The sequence below is a fragment of the Clostridioides sp. ES-S-0001-03 genome, assembly GCF_020676075.1.
GTDB lineage: Bacteria > Bacillota > Clostridia > Peptostreptococcales > Peptostreptococcaceae > Clostridioides.
Genome location: NZ_JACVWJ010000014.1, coordinates 41,996 through 57,713, shown reverse-complemented (window position 1 = coordinate 57,713; position 15,718 = coordinate 41,996). Strand labels below are relative to the sequence as shown.

Below are 15,718 nucleotides of genomic sequence, written 5' to 3'. Positions count from 1 at the left end.
GATGAAAGAAAAGAAGAAATAAAATCTGGTGCTGGGAGGTTGTTTTAATCTATGAGTTCTAGTACAAAAGTTTTACAAGCAGTAATAAAAATGAGAGATGAAGCAAGTTCAACTTTAAGAAGAGTGGCGGCTAATACTAGGGCTTTGCATGATTCATCCTCTCAAGCATCAAGAGCATTAAATAATGTCCAGAACAATTTAAAAAGTGTTGGTATAAGTGCATTAAAAGCAGGAGGACTTATAACTGCTGGAGTTGGTGGGGCATTTGCTGCTGCAACAAAAGTTGGAACAGAATTTGAAAGTGCCATGTCTCAAGTTAAGGCTACATTTGGAAATTCCTTAAAGCCAGGTGATTTTGAAGCTATGTCAAAGGCTGCTAGAGATGCTGGGAAAGCTACAACTAAAACTGCTGCTGATTCTGCCAATGCACTTCAATATATGGGGCTTGCTGGATGGGATGTTCAAAAATCAATGCATGCCTTAATGCCAGTACTTAACTTATCAGAAGCAGCATCTATGGACCTTGGTTTAGCATCTGATTTAGTAACTGATAGTATGAGTTCTATGTGTTTAGAAGTTGATAAAGTAAGTAAAAGTGGCAAAGTACTAGCTGGTGCTGGATTAAGTGAGTACTTAGATAAGGTTGCAAATGCATCTACTAAATCAAATACAAACATCCAACAGTTAATGGAAGCATTTAATGTTGCAGGGGGTACATTTAGTAACTTAAAAGTTCCATTATCTGAAGCAACTGCTATTATGGGAATACTTGCAAATAGAGGAGTTAAAGGTACAGATGCAGGCCATGCTTTAAACTCAATCATGATAAACCTTACAACAGGTGCAGGCCAAGCAGGTAAGGCAATGAAAAAACTTGGAGTAAGTGCATTTGATAATCAGGGTAAATTTAAAGGTATGTCAAATGTACTTAAAGAAGTTGCAAATAAAACAAAAGATATGACTGATAAACAGAAAAATTATTACTTAGCAGCCATAGGGGGAAAAACTCAATTAAAAACGTTACAAAAGTTACTTGATGGAGTTGGAAATGAGTATGATAGCTTAAAGAAAAAAATAGATAATTCAAAAGGTGCCTTAAAAACAATGTCTGATGTAATGAAAGATAATACTAAGGGTGGACTTGCAACCTTAAAATCAGCCCTTGAAGAAACTGGAATTACTATTTACTATCAACTAAAACCAGCAATAGCCTCTGTAGTTGATAGTTTAACTAAAATGACCGTTTGGTTTAATAATCTAAGTGAACCAATAAAAAGAGTTATAACCAATGTAATGCTTTCAGTTGGAGCATTTGGAGTTCTTTTACTTACTATAGGAGCTGTATCTTTAATCGTTTCAAAAGCTATAGGGATATTCGCTTTCTTTATCCCTATAATATTAAGAACAAAAGTTGCCTTCAGAGCCTTTGTAATTGGTATGAAACCATTAAGTGCAGTATTTTTGGCTGTAATGGGTCCTATAGGATGGACTATAACAGCTGTAATTGCATTGTCAGCGGCATTTACTGTTGCTTATGCTAAATCTGAAGTTTTTAGAAATAAAGTTAATTCATTAGTAAAATCATTTACAGAATTTGCAAAGCCGATAGTAAATTTTTGCATGCCTGCACTTAAACAATTAGGAGAGAAATTTAAAGAGTTATTATCAGCATTTGGGCCACTATTTGCATCTATTTTAAACTTAGGAAGTGTAATAATGAAGGTCCTAGGACCTGTTTTAATTGGTGTAATAGGTTTTCATATAGCAAAGTTAGTTGTAGTTTTGTCTACTCTTGCAATTGCTTTTAAAACTGTGGTTGATACTATAGCTAATGTATTAAATGGTCTAGCATCTATTTTAAGTGGTATTTTTGATTTAATTATAGGTATTGTCACAGGTGATAGTAAAAAAATGATGGATGGAGTTAAACAAATATTTGATGGTGGAGCTAAAATTATAAAATCAATTTGGAAAGGTTTCATAGATTTTATAACTGCTCCAATAGAAGCAGTGGCTGATATTGTAGATAGTTTATTTAAGGATAAATCGAAATGGCTTACAGATAAATGGAGAGATTTAAGAGCCTTCTTAGAAAATCCAATTGAAGCAACCGCAAAAATATCTACTAAAACAAATGTAAATTTCCCAGGAAGTAAAGCAGCAGATGCAGCTGGAAAATCTACACCAAATACAGGTGGATTAAAACAAACAATGGCAAATTTAAAAGGTTCATTTAGTGATTTTAAAACTTTTATTAAACCTATGACAGATTCTATAAGTCAAGGTGTTGAATCTGGAAAGACTAAATTTACAGAACTGCAAAATAAGATATTAAATGATGTTAAACCTGCACTAAAGATTCTAGAGGATTCTGGAGTAAATTTTAAGAATAAATTTAAGGAGTCAATAACTTCAATAAAAGATAAATTTAAGGAATTAAAGGATATATTAGCTGGAAATATTAAAACAAATATAGATAATCTAGTAAAAGCATTTGAACCTTTAAAACCTCATTTAGATAATTTGAAAGAGTGTTTTGATAAGGTTAAAAAAGCAATTACTGACTTTTTTACTCCAGCCAAACAGGTTGGAGATACAGTAAATAAGGTAAGTCAACCATTGGATAGTGTTAAAAAATCTACTGATGGAATTAAAATTTCTTTCCAAAGCTTAGGTCAAGCACTTGCTCCTGTTAAAACTTGGTTTCAAGGATTTATGCCTTTCTTATCTCAAATAGGGCAACAATTGTTACCTTCTATAGGAATAGCAATAGCTGGTGTTGTTGGTGGAATAATTTTAGCATTTACATGGGTTTTAAATACATTAACTGCTATTATAACAATGGTGTCTGGTATCATAAATGGCATCATGTCTTTTATATCTGGAATTATAAATGTTGTCATGGGACTTATAACAGGAAATGCTGATCAGACCATGGATGGACTTAAGCAAATATTTGATAGTGGAGTAGGCGTAATAAAATCAATTTGGAATGGTCTAGTTGATCTAGTTAGTGGAGTACTAGAACCTGTAATAGATCTTGCTGATTCCCTTTTCAAAGATAAGGTTAAAGGAGTAAAGGAAGCTTGGAATAAACTTAAAGAGTTCTTTAATAATCCAATCAAAGGAATGATTGAGATTGTAAAAAGTGGTCCTAGCTTAAAAATAGGAAAAGGTGCAGATGCTGCTGGCGGTCCAAGAGGAGCATTCGGTATAAATAGAGTTCCTCGAAATGATTATTTAATAAGAGCACACGAAGGAGAAAAACTTTTAACTAAACAAGAGGCCAATCAATATAAGAGAAATAGTTCAAATGGAAGTTTATTTCTTGATAAGTTAGCAGATACAATAATTATAAGGGAAGAGGCTGACATAGATAAAATTGTAAAAAAACTAAACAGAAAAATATCTCTTGCAAATGCTGGAGGAGTTCTTTAGGAGGTATCTAATGGAAATATGGTTAAGGCAAGCAAATAATGCATTTAGATTCCCTATTCTACCACCTTCTTTTGAAATAAATGGAAATGCAACAATAAATACATCCAATATATTAGGAGTTGGAGATATTGCAGTATTTGGAGGATTAGGACTTAAAACTATAGAACTATCATCTTTTTTCCCTAATCAAGAATATAGTTTCTGTAATTATAATGGATTCCCAAAACCTTATGATTGTGTAAATTTGATACAAGGTTGGATGAAAGAGGGATTTATATTGAGATTTATAATTACAGAAACTAATGTAAATTTTGAATGTATCATAGCAGATTTTAATTACAAAGAACAAGATTGTTCAAGAGATGTTTATTTTACCTTAAGTTTAAAAGAATATAGAAGAATAAAAATATCTAAGGTCAATGCTAAGGATGGCGATTTATCTTCTAGTATTGACCTACCCATTACAAAAGGATTTGAAACTAAGCAAAAAACTCACAAGGTCATTGAAGGAGATACTCTTTTTAAGATAGCTAAGAAGTATTATGGAAATGGTGACCTTTGGCAGAAAATTTACGAAGCCAACAAGGATAAAATTAAAAGCCCAAACATAATACAAAATGGATGGATTTTAATAATTCCATAAAAGGATGGTGATTTATAATTAATAAAATCAAAATACAAGTTCATATAAAAAACGGAAATATATATAATATAACTGATTTAGTAGACAAATGTACCTGGTCTGGAGATTATAGATCACCATCAAGAACACTTGAATTTTCTATAATTCAATCATCATCTGATATTAACTTTAGGCAAATAGATATTCCAGTGGCAAGTACAATTTGTTTCTATGTAGATGATAAAGAGATTTTTAGAGGCATGATAATAGACAGATCTCTCGATTCAAGTAATAACAGTATTGATTTTACTGCAAAAGATATGGGTTTTTTACTTTTACAAAGTGAAGTTTCGTATAATTTTAAAGATAAATTAGTTGAAGATATTGCTAAACAAGTTTTTACAGATAATAAACTCCCACTAGGTAATTTATCTAAGACTAATGTTAAATACACTAAGATGTTTATTGGTGTAAATGGATATGACACTATAATGAGTGTTTATACAGAAGCAAGCAAAACAACAAAGAAAAAATACATGATAGAAGCCAATCTTTATAAATTTAATGTCATTGAAAAAGGAATTGTTACTCTAGATATTACCTTTGAAGAAGGTTTTAATCTTATTAATACAACCTTTTCAGAAAGTATGGAGAATGTGAAAAATAAAGTACTGGTTGTTGATCAGTATGGTAATAAGATTAATGAAAAAATAAATGATTCTATATTTAAAAATGTTGGAGTAATTATGCAAAAGGTAATACAACAACAAGAAAATGACACTGTAGATATAGATAATGAGTTTAAAGACATAGAAAGAACTTGCTCTTTAAAAGGATATGGTGATATAAGTTGTATAACTGGTAGAGGTGTAAAAGTAAAAGATTCATATACAAAATTAATAGGTCTCTTTTATATAGATGCAGATAAACATATTTGGCAAAATGGAGATTATCAGATTGAACTTGAACTTAACTTTCAAAATATTATGGATGAAAAATCTGCTGGTCAAGATGAACAAAAAGAAGATGGCAGTTCAGAGTATACTGGAGGAACAGAGTTTCCTGCTGAATTTACTGCCTATTGTCCTAGAAAATCTGAAGGTGGAGATACAGATTGTAGAAAGAAAAAATTAGACCCTTCTAAAAAAACATGTGCCGCCCCTATGGTTGGTGCTTTCAAGCAATCTTACTATACAAAAGATTTCTTAGATAAACATCCATTATTAAAATATGGTGATGAAATACAGTTAGTTACAGGAGTTTCAAATCGAGATGGAACATACAAAGTAAATGATGTTGGCTCTGCAATAATCATAGAAAAGGATGGAACTTATCACATAGATATTTTATTTGGAAATGTAGAAGATATGATGACTTTTGGAAGAAGAAAAGGGAAAATAGTCATAGGTGGTTATGCTGGAAACATGACAGAAAGAGCAAAAGCAGTAATAGCAGAGGCAAAAAAACATCTAGGCAAACCATACAAATGGGGTGGTAATGGACCAAGTAACTTTGACTGTTCTGGACTTATGGTATATTGCTTTAAAAAGGTTAATGTTAATTTACCAAGAACATCTAGTCAACAATCTAAAGTTGGTAAAAAAGTAGAACAAAGCAATTTGCAAGCAGGAGACTTAGTATTTTTCCATAATCCAGTTAGTCATGTTGGTTTATATATAGGTAATGGAGAATTTCTACATGCCCCACAAACAGGTGATGTAGTTAAAATAAGCAAAACAAGCAGTAGTTATTACACTAAAAACTTTTCTACAGCTCGAAGAGTTTTATAAAAAGAGGTGATAAAATGGCAGATCCAATTAATGAATTTATAGGAATAATGAGAAAAGAAGGTAAATATCATAATCAGCCTTCTTTTTTTATTGGTAAAGTTAAAGATAAATTGCCAGATTTAAAGATAGAGATAAATACTCTTTTATTGGAAAAAGAAAATCTTTTAATAGATAGTTGGATACTTAATAGTCAGATAGAAACATTTGAAACAGAAATAAATCAAGAACACAAACATAATATAAAAAATCCTTTTATTAATAATCTCGAATCTGGAGATATGGTAATAATGTTTAAAATAGGCGAGAAATTTGCTGTTGTAAGTAAGTTGGTGAGTTTATAATGAGTACAATCTTCCCTTTCATGGGTGTTCCAGATGATTATACTTCTCCATCCAATGAAGAATTACCTATTTTCAAGGAATTTGCTTGGAATTTTGAAAAAGATGAAAAGATAATTGAAAATGGAGACTTTAAAGTAGTTGAAAGAAATGAAGCAATCAAAGTATGGATTTATAAAACTATAAAGACAGATAAGTATGTTCATTTAATATACACTTGGGATTATGGAACAGATATAAAAAATCTCATAGGACAAAAGTATACTAAAGGCCTTACTGAAAGTGAAGCAAAAAGGTATATACAAGAAGCACTCTTAATTAATCCATATATATTAGAAGTTAATGTAACAAATACAGAATTTAAGGATGATAATTTATCTATAAATTTGAATATAAAAACAATCTATGGAGAGGAGAAGATTACTTTTGTATGATAACCAAACATTTAGTACCTTAAATAATAGAACATTAAATAACATAGACCTTCCTCTTTACAAAGGTCAAGGATCTTCTCTTTATAATATAGTTTCACCTGTTAATTCAGAACTTGCACAGTTATATATAGAACTTTCTTATATACATAAAAGAGTTTTTATTCAAGATAATTTTGACGATTTTCTCGATAGAAGAGTCAATGAATTTGGAGTATATAGAAAGTTAGGTACAGAAGCAATAGGTGAAGTAACATTTGAAGGCAAAATGGGAACTCAAATACCAAATGGAACAATAGTATCTCACAGTGATTTACTATTTGTAGTTATTAAAGATATTACAATAGATGAAAATAGTAAGTTAAATGTAAGCCCTATACAGGCTTTGGAGGTTGGCGTTAAGTACAATTTATCAGCTAACACAGAATTTAAACTTATAGACAATATAAATGGTGTAACTAAAATTTATAATGAACTGGACCTAAAGGGTGGAACAGAAATAGAAACTGATGAAGAATTAAAAGAAAGGTTCTATAAAATACAAAAAAATCAAGCAACGAGTGGAAATAAAGCACATTACCAGTCTTGGGCTTTAGAGGTTGAAGGTGTTTATAATGCAAAAGTAATTCCTTGTTGGGATGGACCAGGTACAATTAAAATTCTAATTTATGGTCAAAACAATCAATCAGTTGACAATGAAGTATTACAAAGATGTGCTGAACACATAGAAGAAGAAAAACCTATTGGACCTACTGTTACAATTGTTACACCAAGTACTTTTGATATTACTATTAGTGCGACTTTAACACTTGAAAATGGATATGATATTGAATCCATAAAAGTTGTGTTCTTAGATATTATAAATTCTTATTTAATAGAAAATTCAAGAGAGATTATTTATATAAAAATAATGAGTTTATTAGCAAGCATAGAAGGAGTGCATGATATAAAAAATCTACTTATAAATGAAGATATTAAAAACATAATAGTTGATGAAGAAAAAGTTCCTGCTGTTTCAAATGTTACATTTAATATCGAGGTGAGTTAAATTGAAGTTAATTGACCACTTACCAAGTTTTGCAAACAATGAAATTGACATACAAATTCAAGATGCACTTGAAAATGAACTTCTAACATTACTTGATGAAAAGAATGATTTATTAGATCAGTTTTTTATAGATACAGCAACTTGGGGGCTTGATGACTGGGAAGATCTATTAAAAATAAAAACAAATTCTAAGTTGGATTTTAATACTAGAAGAAGTAATATAAAAGCCAAATTAAGAGGTAAGGGTACAACTACAATAGAAGTTATAAAGGCAATCTCAGAAGCTTACACAAAGACTAATGTTGATGTAGAGGTATTTAGTAATCTATTTAGTTTTACACTTAGTTTTATAACAAATAATTGTAGTTATAACACTATCTTGGAGTTAGATAAGAAAATAGAAGAAATAAAACCATGTCATCTTGAACACAAATTTGAGATGATTTTATTCAATAAAAATCACATGTTTGCAGGTTCTACAACGAATACAGGTGAAACAGTTACCATATACCCATATACTCCAACAAACTTTGAAAGTTTTGGAGAATTAACTATAGCTACAGGTAATGATAGGAGTATGGAAAAAGTAACTTTATACCCAAAACAGGAGGTGATATAATTGGCAGAACAAAAATATTATACCCTTTTAACAAAGATAGGTAAGGCATCTATTGCAAATGCTACCGCACTTGGCAATAAAGTAGATTTAGTTAAATTACAACTTGGCGATGGAGCAGGAACAGAATATGATCCAACAGAAGAGCAGGCAACACTTAAAAAAGTAGTTTGGGAAGGTTCTGTAAACAATGTAAAAGTAGATGAAGAAAATCCAAACTGGATAGTAATAGAAACTGTAATACCAGGTAGCGTTGGTGGATTTATGATAAGAGAAGTGGGTATATTTGATTCAAAAGAACAACTAATTGCAGTATCTAAATATCCTGAGACATATAAACCAACTGCTGATAGTGGTAGTGTAAAAGATTTAGTTATAAAAATTATTTTAGTGGTTTCTAACACTTCAAGTGTAAATTTAAAAGTAGACCCAACTGTTATTTTAGCTACGCTCAAAGATATACAAGAGTTAGACACTAAAATTGATACAACTAAAACAGAGTTAACAAGCAACATAGAAACTGCTAAGACGGAGATTAACACTAAGATAGGTGATACAACACTACTTGAAACAACAGATAAAACAAATATAGTTAGTGCAATTAATGAGGTAAAAACTAGTGTAGATAGCATAGAAACAACAGCAGAGAAAACAAGCATAAAAGATATAGATAACTTATTTGAAAGTGATAATGTTGAGGAAGCATTAAAAGAAGTTATGCAAGACGTAAAAGGTAATAGAACTAGTATTATATCAAGTATAAATAATAATTTGATACCAATGTAGAAAAGAAGGTGATTTAAATCGGAGATTATAATATTTATAGAACCGTTAGAAAAAGAAAAGGTTATTACTCTGAAGATGATATTCATTCGACTACTTGCTCCTATACAAGAGAAAGTCCTTATAATACTACTTATTATGGTAGTTATAATTTAAGTAAATATAAAACTATTTCTATAAATGAAACTAAAGAATTTAGAATTAAGTCATATGAAGTTTATGTTTATATAAATAACAATAGAGTTGTGTATGAAGGTTATAATATGTACCAGTACACCACTGTTCAAATTGTACCAAATCCATCTATATCCATAAATAATGATTTAGGTATAATTGGCAATGCTTGCAGTATAAAATATAATATTTATGATAGTAATCCTGATGTTAGTTTTAAAATAACTGTAAAATTGAATGATGTTGTAATAAGCGAAAAAGATAATACAGTAGATTCTAATTATACTATAGATTTAACTGATGAACATTTATCCAATCTGGTATTTAATTCTATAAATAATATAACTATTGAGCTTGGTACTGTTGCTGGTGGTAAAATGTTAGATAAAACTGTTACATTTACAAAAGGAAACACTAAGCCAAAATTAAATATATTCTCTTACAATTCAACTACTGCAATATTTACAGCAATAGACACAGATAATAATTTAAGTAAAATAGATTGGTTCATTGATGATGTATTAAAGGAAACAATAACAACAGATTTAACAACAGAAAAAACAATAAACTATGAACTTACAGACAATGCAATACACACATTAAAAATAGTAGCTACAGATGCAGAGAATGCAACTGCTGAGAAGATTCTAAGTATAAGTAAAGAAATAATGCCACTACAAACAGATGCAACTCTGCAAGATATATCTTCTAAATTAGTAGAAATTGGAGAAGGATTTAAGAATGGAAAAACAAGCATTATAAACACTTTAGCACTTAAAAATATAGATGCAAATTTAAATAATACACTTGTTGAGTTATCAGAGAAGATTAAAACGAGCTTTGATAGTGGGGACGCTAGTTTACAAGATTTAATGAAGCAATTAACACAAGCTAATAATACTATAACACAGTTGAACTCTCAATTTAAAGTTGCGAGTGGCACCTCTGCTGTACAAAATAATGATGGAACTAAAGTTGCTTATGAGTATAAAAAATCTACAACCACTAAATTCGGAGGATGGCTTAAAATTAACAGTTTGGCTTTTAAGCCTAATATTTTTGTAGCTGATTGCGAATACTGGGATAGCGACTATAGAGTGAACTATAAACTTTTTACATTTGCCTGTTGTGGTTTTACTACAAGTGGAGGAAAAGATTTTGTTGCTGTATCAGTCTATGCTTGCCCTAGTGGTAGTGACAAGTACACTGCTGATGGTTTTCTTTATAGCAATAATGAAGGGGATGTATGGTTTAGTACTAATGGAGTTCAAGTTCCTGCGTATTTACCAGGCACAAGCAGAAGCTATAATTATACCTGGAGTGCTATCAAATTTATGAAAGATTAAAGGAGATTATAAAATGAATAGAGCAAATATAATAATCTATGACCAAACAGGAAAAATATTGTTGCAGACAGGAGAAGCAACAGGAGACGTATTAGAACATAATGAAATAACTGAATTGAATTGGATTGATATAGATTATGGAAGTGTAGATTACACTAAGAATAGAATTACAGGTATAAATATAGAAACTAAACAACCAATCTTAGAAGAAATACCAGTATATATAACAGATGAAGAAAAAAGAATACAAGAATTAGAAAATCAGATTTTATTAAATGAAAATGAAAAAGTAGGAGGATTATTATAATGAATATAAATAATGTTGTAGTAAGAATATTGTCAGAGAGAATACTAAACAAGAGATTAAATCCTTTAAAAAACAGACCTTTTGAATTAGATGATGTTACTAACACAGAGTATAGAAAAGCAGTAGAAGATTATATAATTAAAGAAAGTGGAGTAGTAGAAGGAACAGAACCTACAAAATAGGTAATGTTCTTTTTTTATTCCCAAAAATATATAAATTAATTTACATTTTGCCTACACTTCATCTACACTTTGCAGACGTTTATGGTTTTAAAATTAGGTACAATAAAATCATAAAATTAGAAAGGAGTATTGTAAATTGAAATTTAATGATTTAGTAAGTAAAATAAATAAGATATTAAAAGAAATGATGCAAGAAGTAAAAGGAAATAGAAGTAGTATTATATCTAGTATAAACAGTAATTTGATATCGATATAGAAAGTGAGGTGAAATAATTGGCATTTTATGTTATTGAAAGAACTATTAAAAAAAGAAGGGGTTGTTATTCTGAATCTGACATACACATTAGTCCTTGTTATCTTGAGTCTAGAAATTATTATGCTAGATATAATTTTAGTGATGTTAAAAATATAAATATTCCCGAGACAACTAAGAATGTTATTAATTCATTTGAAGCGTATTATTTAGCAGGTGGAGAATATAATGAAAAAATTATTATAAAGGATTGCACGATTAGACAAGACACAACTATTGAACTTATACCAGACCCTATAATTTCTATAAGTAATGACTTAGGTTATATTAGCTATGCTCGCAGTATAAATTATAAAATAACAGACAGTGACCCTACTACGAGGTTTAAAATAGTTTATAAATTAAATGACATTGTTATAGGCGAAAAGTATAATACAACTGATTCAAACTATACTATAGATTTAACAGAAGAACATTTGTCAAAATTAAGTTTTAAATCTAAAAACAATATAACTATAGAACTTAGCACTAGTGATGGAGGAGTATTTTTAACTAAAATAGTTTCATTTACAAAAGGAAATACTAAACCAAAATTAAATATATCCTCTTATAATTCCACTTCTGCAACATTTAAAGTAATAGACATAGATAATAATTTAAGTAAAATAGAGTGGTTCATTGATGATATGTTAAAAGAAACAATAACAACAGATTTAACATCAGAAAAAACAATAAACTATGAACTTACAGACAATGCAATACACACACTTAAAATAGTAGTTACAGATGCAGAGAATGCAACTGCTGAGAAGATATTAAGTGTAAGTAAAAGTGTAATGCCATTAGAGGATGATTCTAGTTTAGAAGATATAGCAAATAAGATTGATGAAATGAAAGAAGTCTTAAGTAATGGAAAAACTTCAATAGTAAATGTATTGGCATTAAAGAATGTAGAAGCAAATTTGAATAATACACTAGTGGAGTTGTCAGAGAAAATTAAAACTTCTTTTGATAGTTCAGATGCTAGTGTTCAAGAATTGCAGAACCAATTAACAGAGAAAAATAATACTATAAGTCAGTTAAATAATGCTATAACTGATTTAAATAGACAGCTTGGGAACAAATATAATGTTTATACACGTACTATACGTTACAGTACAACAAGTAGTTATGCTACTCCTATTTCAGAAGGAGGTTATAGTGGTAGTGGTTCAAACTATTATATTCTTCTGCCATTTGAGCCTAAGTTCCTTTTTATTATTTCTTCTTCTGCAACTGACTTAGGGAAATATGAACATAATTTCTCTTATGATTTTGATTATAATTATCTTATTCATGGATCTTTTACTAATAATAATGATTATACCACTATTGGTAAATTAACTTATGATCATAGTTCTATCAATAATTGGGCTAAATGCTGCTTGTTTATTAGTACTAATTCTGTAAGTAAAGGTAAGACAATACTTCGTATAGCAACTAGTGATTCTAGTAGTAATTCTTTTGGATGTGTTCTTAATATTTGTGCAATTGGTAAATGATTTATTATCTTTAATATGAACTTATAACTTAGAGATGTTTGAAGTGTAATTAATTTTATGTAAATTAAAATTAATAATATAAATTTCTTATAAGACTTAGATAATTTCTAAGTCTTATTTTAATACAAATAAGGAGGTTTTCATGAATGAAGAACTTTTCAAAGACAATTTGAAACGACATGAGGTAACAATAAATAAACATAATGACGAAATAGACGAATTAAAAGTGGCAAATATAGAATCTAAGGCAGAATTAAAAGCACTATGTGAGAATCTAAACTCACTTACAAGTATGTTAAAGTGGCTAATTGGAACAATGATTACAACATTAGTAGGCTTCTTTATATTTGCAATACAGAGAGGAATATTTTGATTAGGAGGATAAAAGATGGATAATTTAATAAGTTTTATACCAGAGCAGTTACTAATTTTGGTTGCTGCTCTTTATGTTATAGGAGCAGGTTGTAAGAAATATAAACAACTAGATAATAAATATATTCCAGTTGTATTACTAGCACTTGGTATAGGTTTCTCAATATGGATGTTAGGACTAAATCCGATTGCAGTCTTACAAGGAGTGATTTGTTGGGGAATATCAATAGGTATAAATCAAACTTACAAACAATTAAAGGATGGTGACAAATAATGAAGGTAGTGATAGTTCCAGGACATACTCTAACAGGAAAAGGAACAGGAGCAGTTGGATATATAGATGAAGGAAAAGAAAATAGAATCCTAACTGATTTAATTGTTAAATGGTTAAAACGAGGAGGAGCAACTGTATATACTGATAAAGTAGACAATTCTAACAACTACTTATCAGAACAATGTCAAATAGCAAACAAGCAAGATGTAGATTTAGCAGTGCAAGTTCATTTCAATGCAAATAGTACAACCCTAAACCCAATGGGTACAGAAACAATATATAAAACTAGTAATGGCAAAATGTATGCAGATAGAGTAAATGATAAATTAGCAACTGTATTTAAAAATAGAGGTGCAAAATCAGATGTAAGAGGCCTCTATTGGCTTAAACATACCAAGGCACCAGCAATATTAATAGAAGTATGCTTTGTAGACAGTAAAGCGGATACAGATTATTATATTAGACATAAAGATATAGTTGCAAAATTAATAGCAGAGGGTATTCTAAATAAGAAAATAGATAGCGAAGAGGTAAATAAAATGTATAAACATACAATAGTTTATGATGGAGAAATTGATAAAATACCTGCAACTGTGGTTGGTTGGGGATATAATAATGGAAAAATATTAATATGTGATATAAAAGATTATATTCCAGGAAGAACAGAAAATTTATATGTTATAGGAGGAAAAGCATGTAATAAAATAATGAATATAACTAAAGAAAAATATACTATGATAGAGGGAAGCGATAGATTTGATACCCTTTATAAAGTACTGGAATTTATAAAGAAATTATAATGTCAAATTAATATAAAATGTATTCTATTAGCTATATTATACATTTTATATTAAGGTAAATAATAACTTATTTTTAAGTTATCATTTACCTTAATATATATTTTATAAACCAACTTATTTTTTAGGTCCTTTATTCTTATTTCTTTTATCATACTCTTTTGCTATCTTATCTATGTTTAATTCTTCTGGTAAGTGCTCTTTAGTTGCCCTTACATTAGCCCTAATAAACTCATTTATTACTTTATTTAATGTAGTCTTTTTAAGGTGTGCTATAGTCTTTAATACTTTCAAATCCTCATCATTGATATATAATGTAACTTGTCCCTTTTTAGTCTTTTTATTTTCTTTTAAATCTAATAAGTTTATCCCTGGAAGTTCTGTATGTTCATTAAATTTATTTTCAATTTCTTTATTGATTTCATTTTTATAGTCTTTTCTAGGTATAGATATTTCTTCCTCTTCTAATTCAAATTTACTCATTATAATACCCCCTTATTAGTAAGTTCTTCTATTAAATCATTTAATTCTTCTCTAACTTTATGAGCCTTTTTTATCTTCCTACAATAGTCATCTATACTTAATTTATTTAGCACACAATTTTTTACTATAGTGCTTTCACTTATTTTTACATCGGATAAATCTTTTTTTATACTATCAAACCTATCTAAATAATCCATAAATATATCTCCAGAAGTTAACTTTCTTGAAGTAAAAGAATTTATTACAACTGCTCTTTTTGCCTCATTAGTTTCTCCCATATCTTCTAGATCTTCATTGTATTTTTGATAAAATAGTTCACAACCTCTTATACTTGCTATATCTTGAAATTCAAGAGGAGTAATAATACTATCTGAAATGAATAAGAAATTTCTAGCAATCAAATCATATGAAGGAGATAAATCTATTAATATATAATCATAATTTTTAAGAGTAGAAATATTTTTCTTAAACCACTTAAAAGCAACTTTCTCTCTACTAGTTTTTATAGTTAAATACTCTGATAAAACAGATAAAGATAAATCACTTGGTATTAAGTCTACATTTGGATAATCTTTTAATGGAGATTTTATTATTAATTCTTCTGCACTTATATCATCCTTAAATGCATCTAGAATTGTTTTTTTATTATGTACTATTTTATATATGAATTGTGTAAAGTTTGCTTGGGTATCTCCATCAAGTATAAGTATTTTTTTGTCTTTTTTTGATAAATTAAGAGCCATTAGATATGCTAATGTCGTTTTCCCAACCCCACCTTTTACATTAAATAAACTTACTATTTTCATTTTAATCCTCCTGTGAGTTCTATTGATATATGATATTATATCACACTTCCGCCTACATTCGGGTTTTTTGTAAAAAAATTATATAAAACTTATAAATAATTTATCATATAATTTATA

General features: G+C 29.1%; 17 protein-coding genes. 15 read left to right on the top strand and 2 right to left on the bottom strand.

The window, feature by feature from the left end:
* Positions 1-51 precede the first annotated feature (51 nt).
* The 15 genes from IC174_RS19315 to IC174_RS19245 all read left to right on the top strand — a co-directional run bounded on the left by IC174_RS19315 (position 52) and on the right by IC174_RS19245 (position 14,315).
* Positions 52-3,438, top strand: coding sequence for a phage tail tape measure protein (locus IC174_RS19315; RefSeq protein WP_227483720.1), 3,387 nt, complete (start codon positions 52-54; stop codon positions 3,436-3,438).
* A gap of 10 nt (positions 3,439-3,448) precedes the next feature.
* Positions 3,449-4,081, top strand: coding sequence for a LysM peptidoglycan-binding domain-containing protein (locus IC174_RS19310; protein ID WP_227483719.1), 633 nt, complete (start codon positions 3,449-3,451; stop codon positions 4,079-4,081).
* A gap of 239 nt (positions 4,082-4,320) precedes the next feature.
* A complete protein-coding gene (locus tag IC174_RS19305) occupies positions 4,321-5,850 on the top strand; it encodes an NlpC/P60 family protein (protein WP_255625537.1) in 1,530 nt (509 codons plus the stop codon).
* 14 nt (positions 5,851-5,864) lie between these two features.
* A complete protein-coding gene (locus tag IC174_RS19300) occupies positions 5,865-6,191 on the top strand; it encodes a DUF2577 family protein (protein WP_227483717.1) in 327 nt (108 codons plus the stop codon).
* Positions 6,191-6,622, top strand: a complete 432-nt coding sequence (locus IC174_RS19295; protein ID WP_227483716.1) for a DUF2634 domain-containing protein — start codon at positions 6,191-6,193, stop codon at positions 6,620-6,622. The genes IC174_RS19300 and IC174_RS19295 overlap by 1 nt, the downstream gene beginning before the upstream one ends.
* The gene (locus IC174_RS19290; protein WP_227483715.1) at positions 6,615-7,667 is read left to right on the top strand and encodes a baseplate J/gp47 family protein; all 1,053 of its coding nucleotides are present in this window, start codon (positions 6,615-6,617) and stop codon (positions 7,665-7,667) included. The genes IC174_RS19295 and IC174_RS19290 overlap by 8 nt, the downstream gene beginning before the upstream one ends.
* A gap of 1 nt (position 7,668) precedes the next feature.
* Positions 7,669-8,286 (top strand): putative phage tail protein, encoded by a 618-nt coding sequence (locus tag IC174_RS19285; RefSeq protein ID WP_227483714.1) that lies wholly within the window; start codon positions 7,669-7,671, stop codon positions 8,284-8,286.
* The gene (locus IC174_RS19280) at positions 8,287-9,069 is read left to right on the top strand and encodes a phage tail protein (protein WP_227483713.1); all 783 of its coding nucleotides are present in this window, start codon (positions 8,287-8,289) and stop codon (positions 9,067-9,069) included.
* A 260-nt stretch (positions 9,070-9,329) separates the two neighbouring features.
* Entirely contained in the window at positions 9,330-10,586 is a 1,257-nt protein-coding gene (locus tag IC174_RS21200; protein ID WP_413927107.1) for a hypothetical protein, read from the top strand.
* A 13-nt stretch (positions 10,587-10,599) separates the two neighbouring features.
* Positions 10,600-10,893, top strand: a complete 294-nt coding sequence (locus IC174_RS19270) for a hypothetical protein (RefSeq protein ID WP_227483712.1) — start codon at positions 10,600-10,602, stop codon at positions 10,891-10,893.
* Positions 10,893-11,075 carry a hypothetical protein gene (locus tag IC174_RS19265; RefSeq protein WP_227483711.1) on the top strand — a complete coding sequence of 61 codons (183 nt, stop codon included), beginning with the start codon at positions 10,893-10,895 and terminating at the stop codon, positions 11,073-11,075. The genes IC174_RS19270 and IC174_RS19265 overlap by 1 nt, the downstream gene beginning before the upstream one ends.
* Before the next feature lie 273 nt (positions 11,076-11,348).
* Positions 11,349-12,869 carry a hypothetical protein gene (locus IC174_RS19260; RefSeq protein WP_227483710.1) on the top strand — a complete coding sequence of 507 codons (1,521 nt, stop codon included), beginning with the start codon at positions 11,349-11,351 and terminating at the stop codon, positions 12,867-12,869.
* Positions 12,870-13,011: 142 nt separating this feature from the next.
* Entirely contained in the window at positions 13,012-13,242 is a 231-nt protein-coding gene (locus IC174_RS19255) for a hemolysin XhlA family protein (protein WP_021384792.1), read from the top strand.
* Positions 13,243-13,257: 15 nt separating this feature from the next.
* Positions 13,258-13,515 carry a phage holin family protein gene (locus IC174_RS19250; protein ID WP_227483709.1) on the top strand — a complete coding sequence of 86 codons (258 nt, stop codon included), beginning with the start codon at positions 13,258-13,260 and terminating at the stop codon, positions 13,513-13,515.
* The gene (locus IC174_RS19245; RefSeq protein WP_227483708.1) at positions 13,515-14,315 is read left to right on the top strand and encodes an N-acetylmuramoyl-L-alanine amidase; all 801 of its coding nucleotides are present in this window, start codon (positions 13,515-13,517) and stop codon (positions 14,313-14,315) included. The genes IC174_RS19250 and IC174_RS19245 overlap by 1 nt, the downstream gene beginning before the upstream one ends.
* Before the next feature lie 114 nt (positions 14,316-14,429).
* Here IC174_RS19245 and IC174_RS19240 read toward each other — a convergent pair whose 3' ends face one another.
* Both IC174_RS19240 and IC174_RS19235 read right to left on the bottom strand, forming a co-directional pair.
* Positions 14,430-14,795, bottom strand: coding sequence for a hypothetical protein (locus IC174_RS19240; protein WP_227483707.1), 366 nt, complete (start codon positions 14,793-14,795; stop codon positions 14,430-14,432).
* A complete protein-coding gene (locus IC174_RS19235; RefSeq protein WP_021382772.1) occupies positions 14,795-15,601 on the bottom strand; it encodes a ParA family protein in 807 nt (268 codons plus the stop codon). Before IC174_RS19235 ends, IC174_RS19240 begins: the two co-directional genes overlap by 1 nt.
* Positions 15,602-15,718: the final 117 nt, after the last annotated feature.

Excerpts from the sequence above, each read along its gene's own strand:
- IC174_RS19315 (WP_227483720.1), top strand. The coding sequence starts at position 52 with ATGAGTTCTAGTACAAAAGTTTTACAAGCAGTAATAAAAATGAGAGAT.
- IC174_RS19310 (WP_227483719.1), top strand. The coding sequence starts at position 3,449 with ATGGAAATATGGTTAAGGCAAGCAAATAATGCATTTAGATTCCCTATT.
- IC174_RS19305 (WP_255625537.1), top strand. The coding sequence starts at position 4,321 with ATGATAATAGACAGATCTCTCGATTCAAGTAATAACAGTATTGATTTT.
- IC174_RS19300 (WP_227483717.1), top strand. The coding sequence starts at position 5,865 with ATGGCAGATCCAATTAATGAATTTATAGGAATAATGAGAAAAGAAGGT.
- IC174_RS19295 (WP_227483716.1), top strand. The coding sequence starts at position 6,191 with ATGAGTACAATCTTCCCTTTCATGGGTGTTCCAGATGATTATACTTCT.
- IC174_RS21200 (WP_413927107.1), top strand. The coding sequence starts at position 9,330 with ATGTACCAGTACACCACTGTTCAAATTGTACCAAATCCATCTATATCC.
- IC174_RS19270 (WP_227483712.1), top strand. The coding sequence starts at position 10,600 with ATGAATAGAGCAAATATAATAATCTATGACCAAACAGGAAAAATATTG.
- IC174_RS19265 (WP_227483711.1), top strand. The coding sequence starts at position 10,893 with ATGAATATAAATAATGTTGTAGTAAGAATATTGTCAGAGAGAATACTA.
- IC174_RS19255 (WP_021384792.1), top strand. The coding sequence starts at position 13,012 with ATGAATGAAGAACTTTTCAAAGACAATTTGAAACGACATGAGGTAACA.
- IC174_RS19250 (WP_227483709.1), top strand. The coding sequence starts at position 13,258 with ATGGATAATTTAATAAGTTTTATACCAGAGCAGTTACTAATTTTGGTT.
- IC174_RS19245 (WP_227483708.1), top strand. The coding sequence starts at position 13,515 with ATGAAGGTAGTGATAGTTCCAGGACATACTCTAACAGGAAAAGGAACA.
- IC174_RS19240 (WP_227483707.1), bottom strand. The coding sequence starts at position 14,795 with ATGAGTAAATTTGAATTAGAAGAGGAAGAAATATCTATACCTAGAAAA.
- IC174_RS19235 (WP_021382772.1), bottom strand. The coding sequence starts at position 15,601 with ATGAAAATAGTAAGTTTATTTAATGTAAAAGGTGGGGTTGGGAAAACG.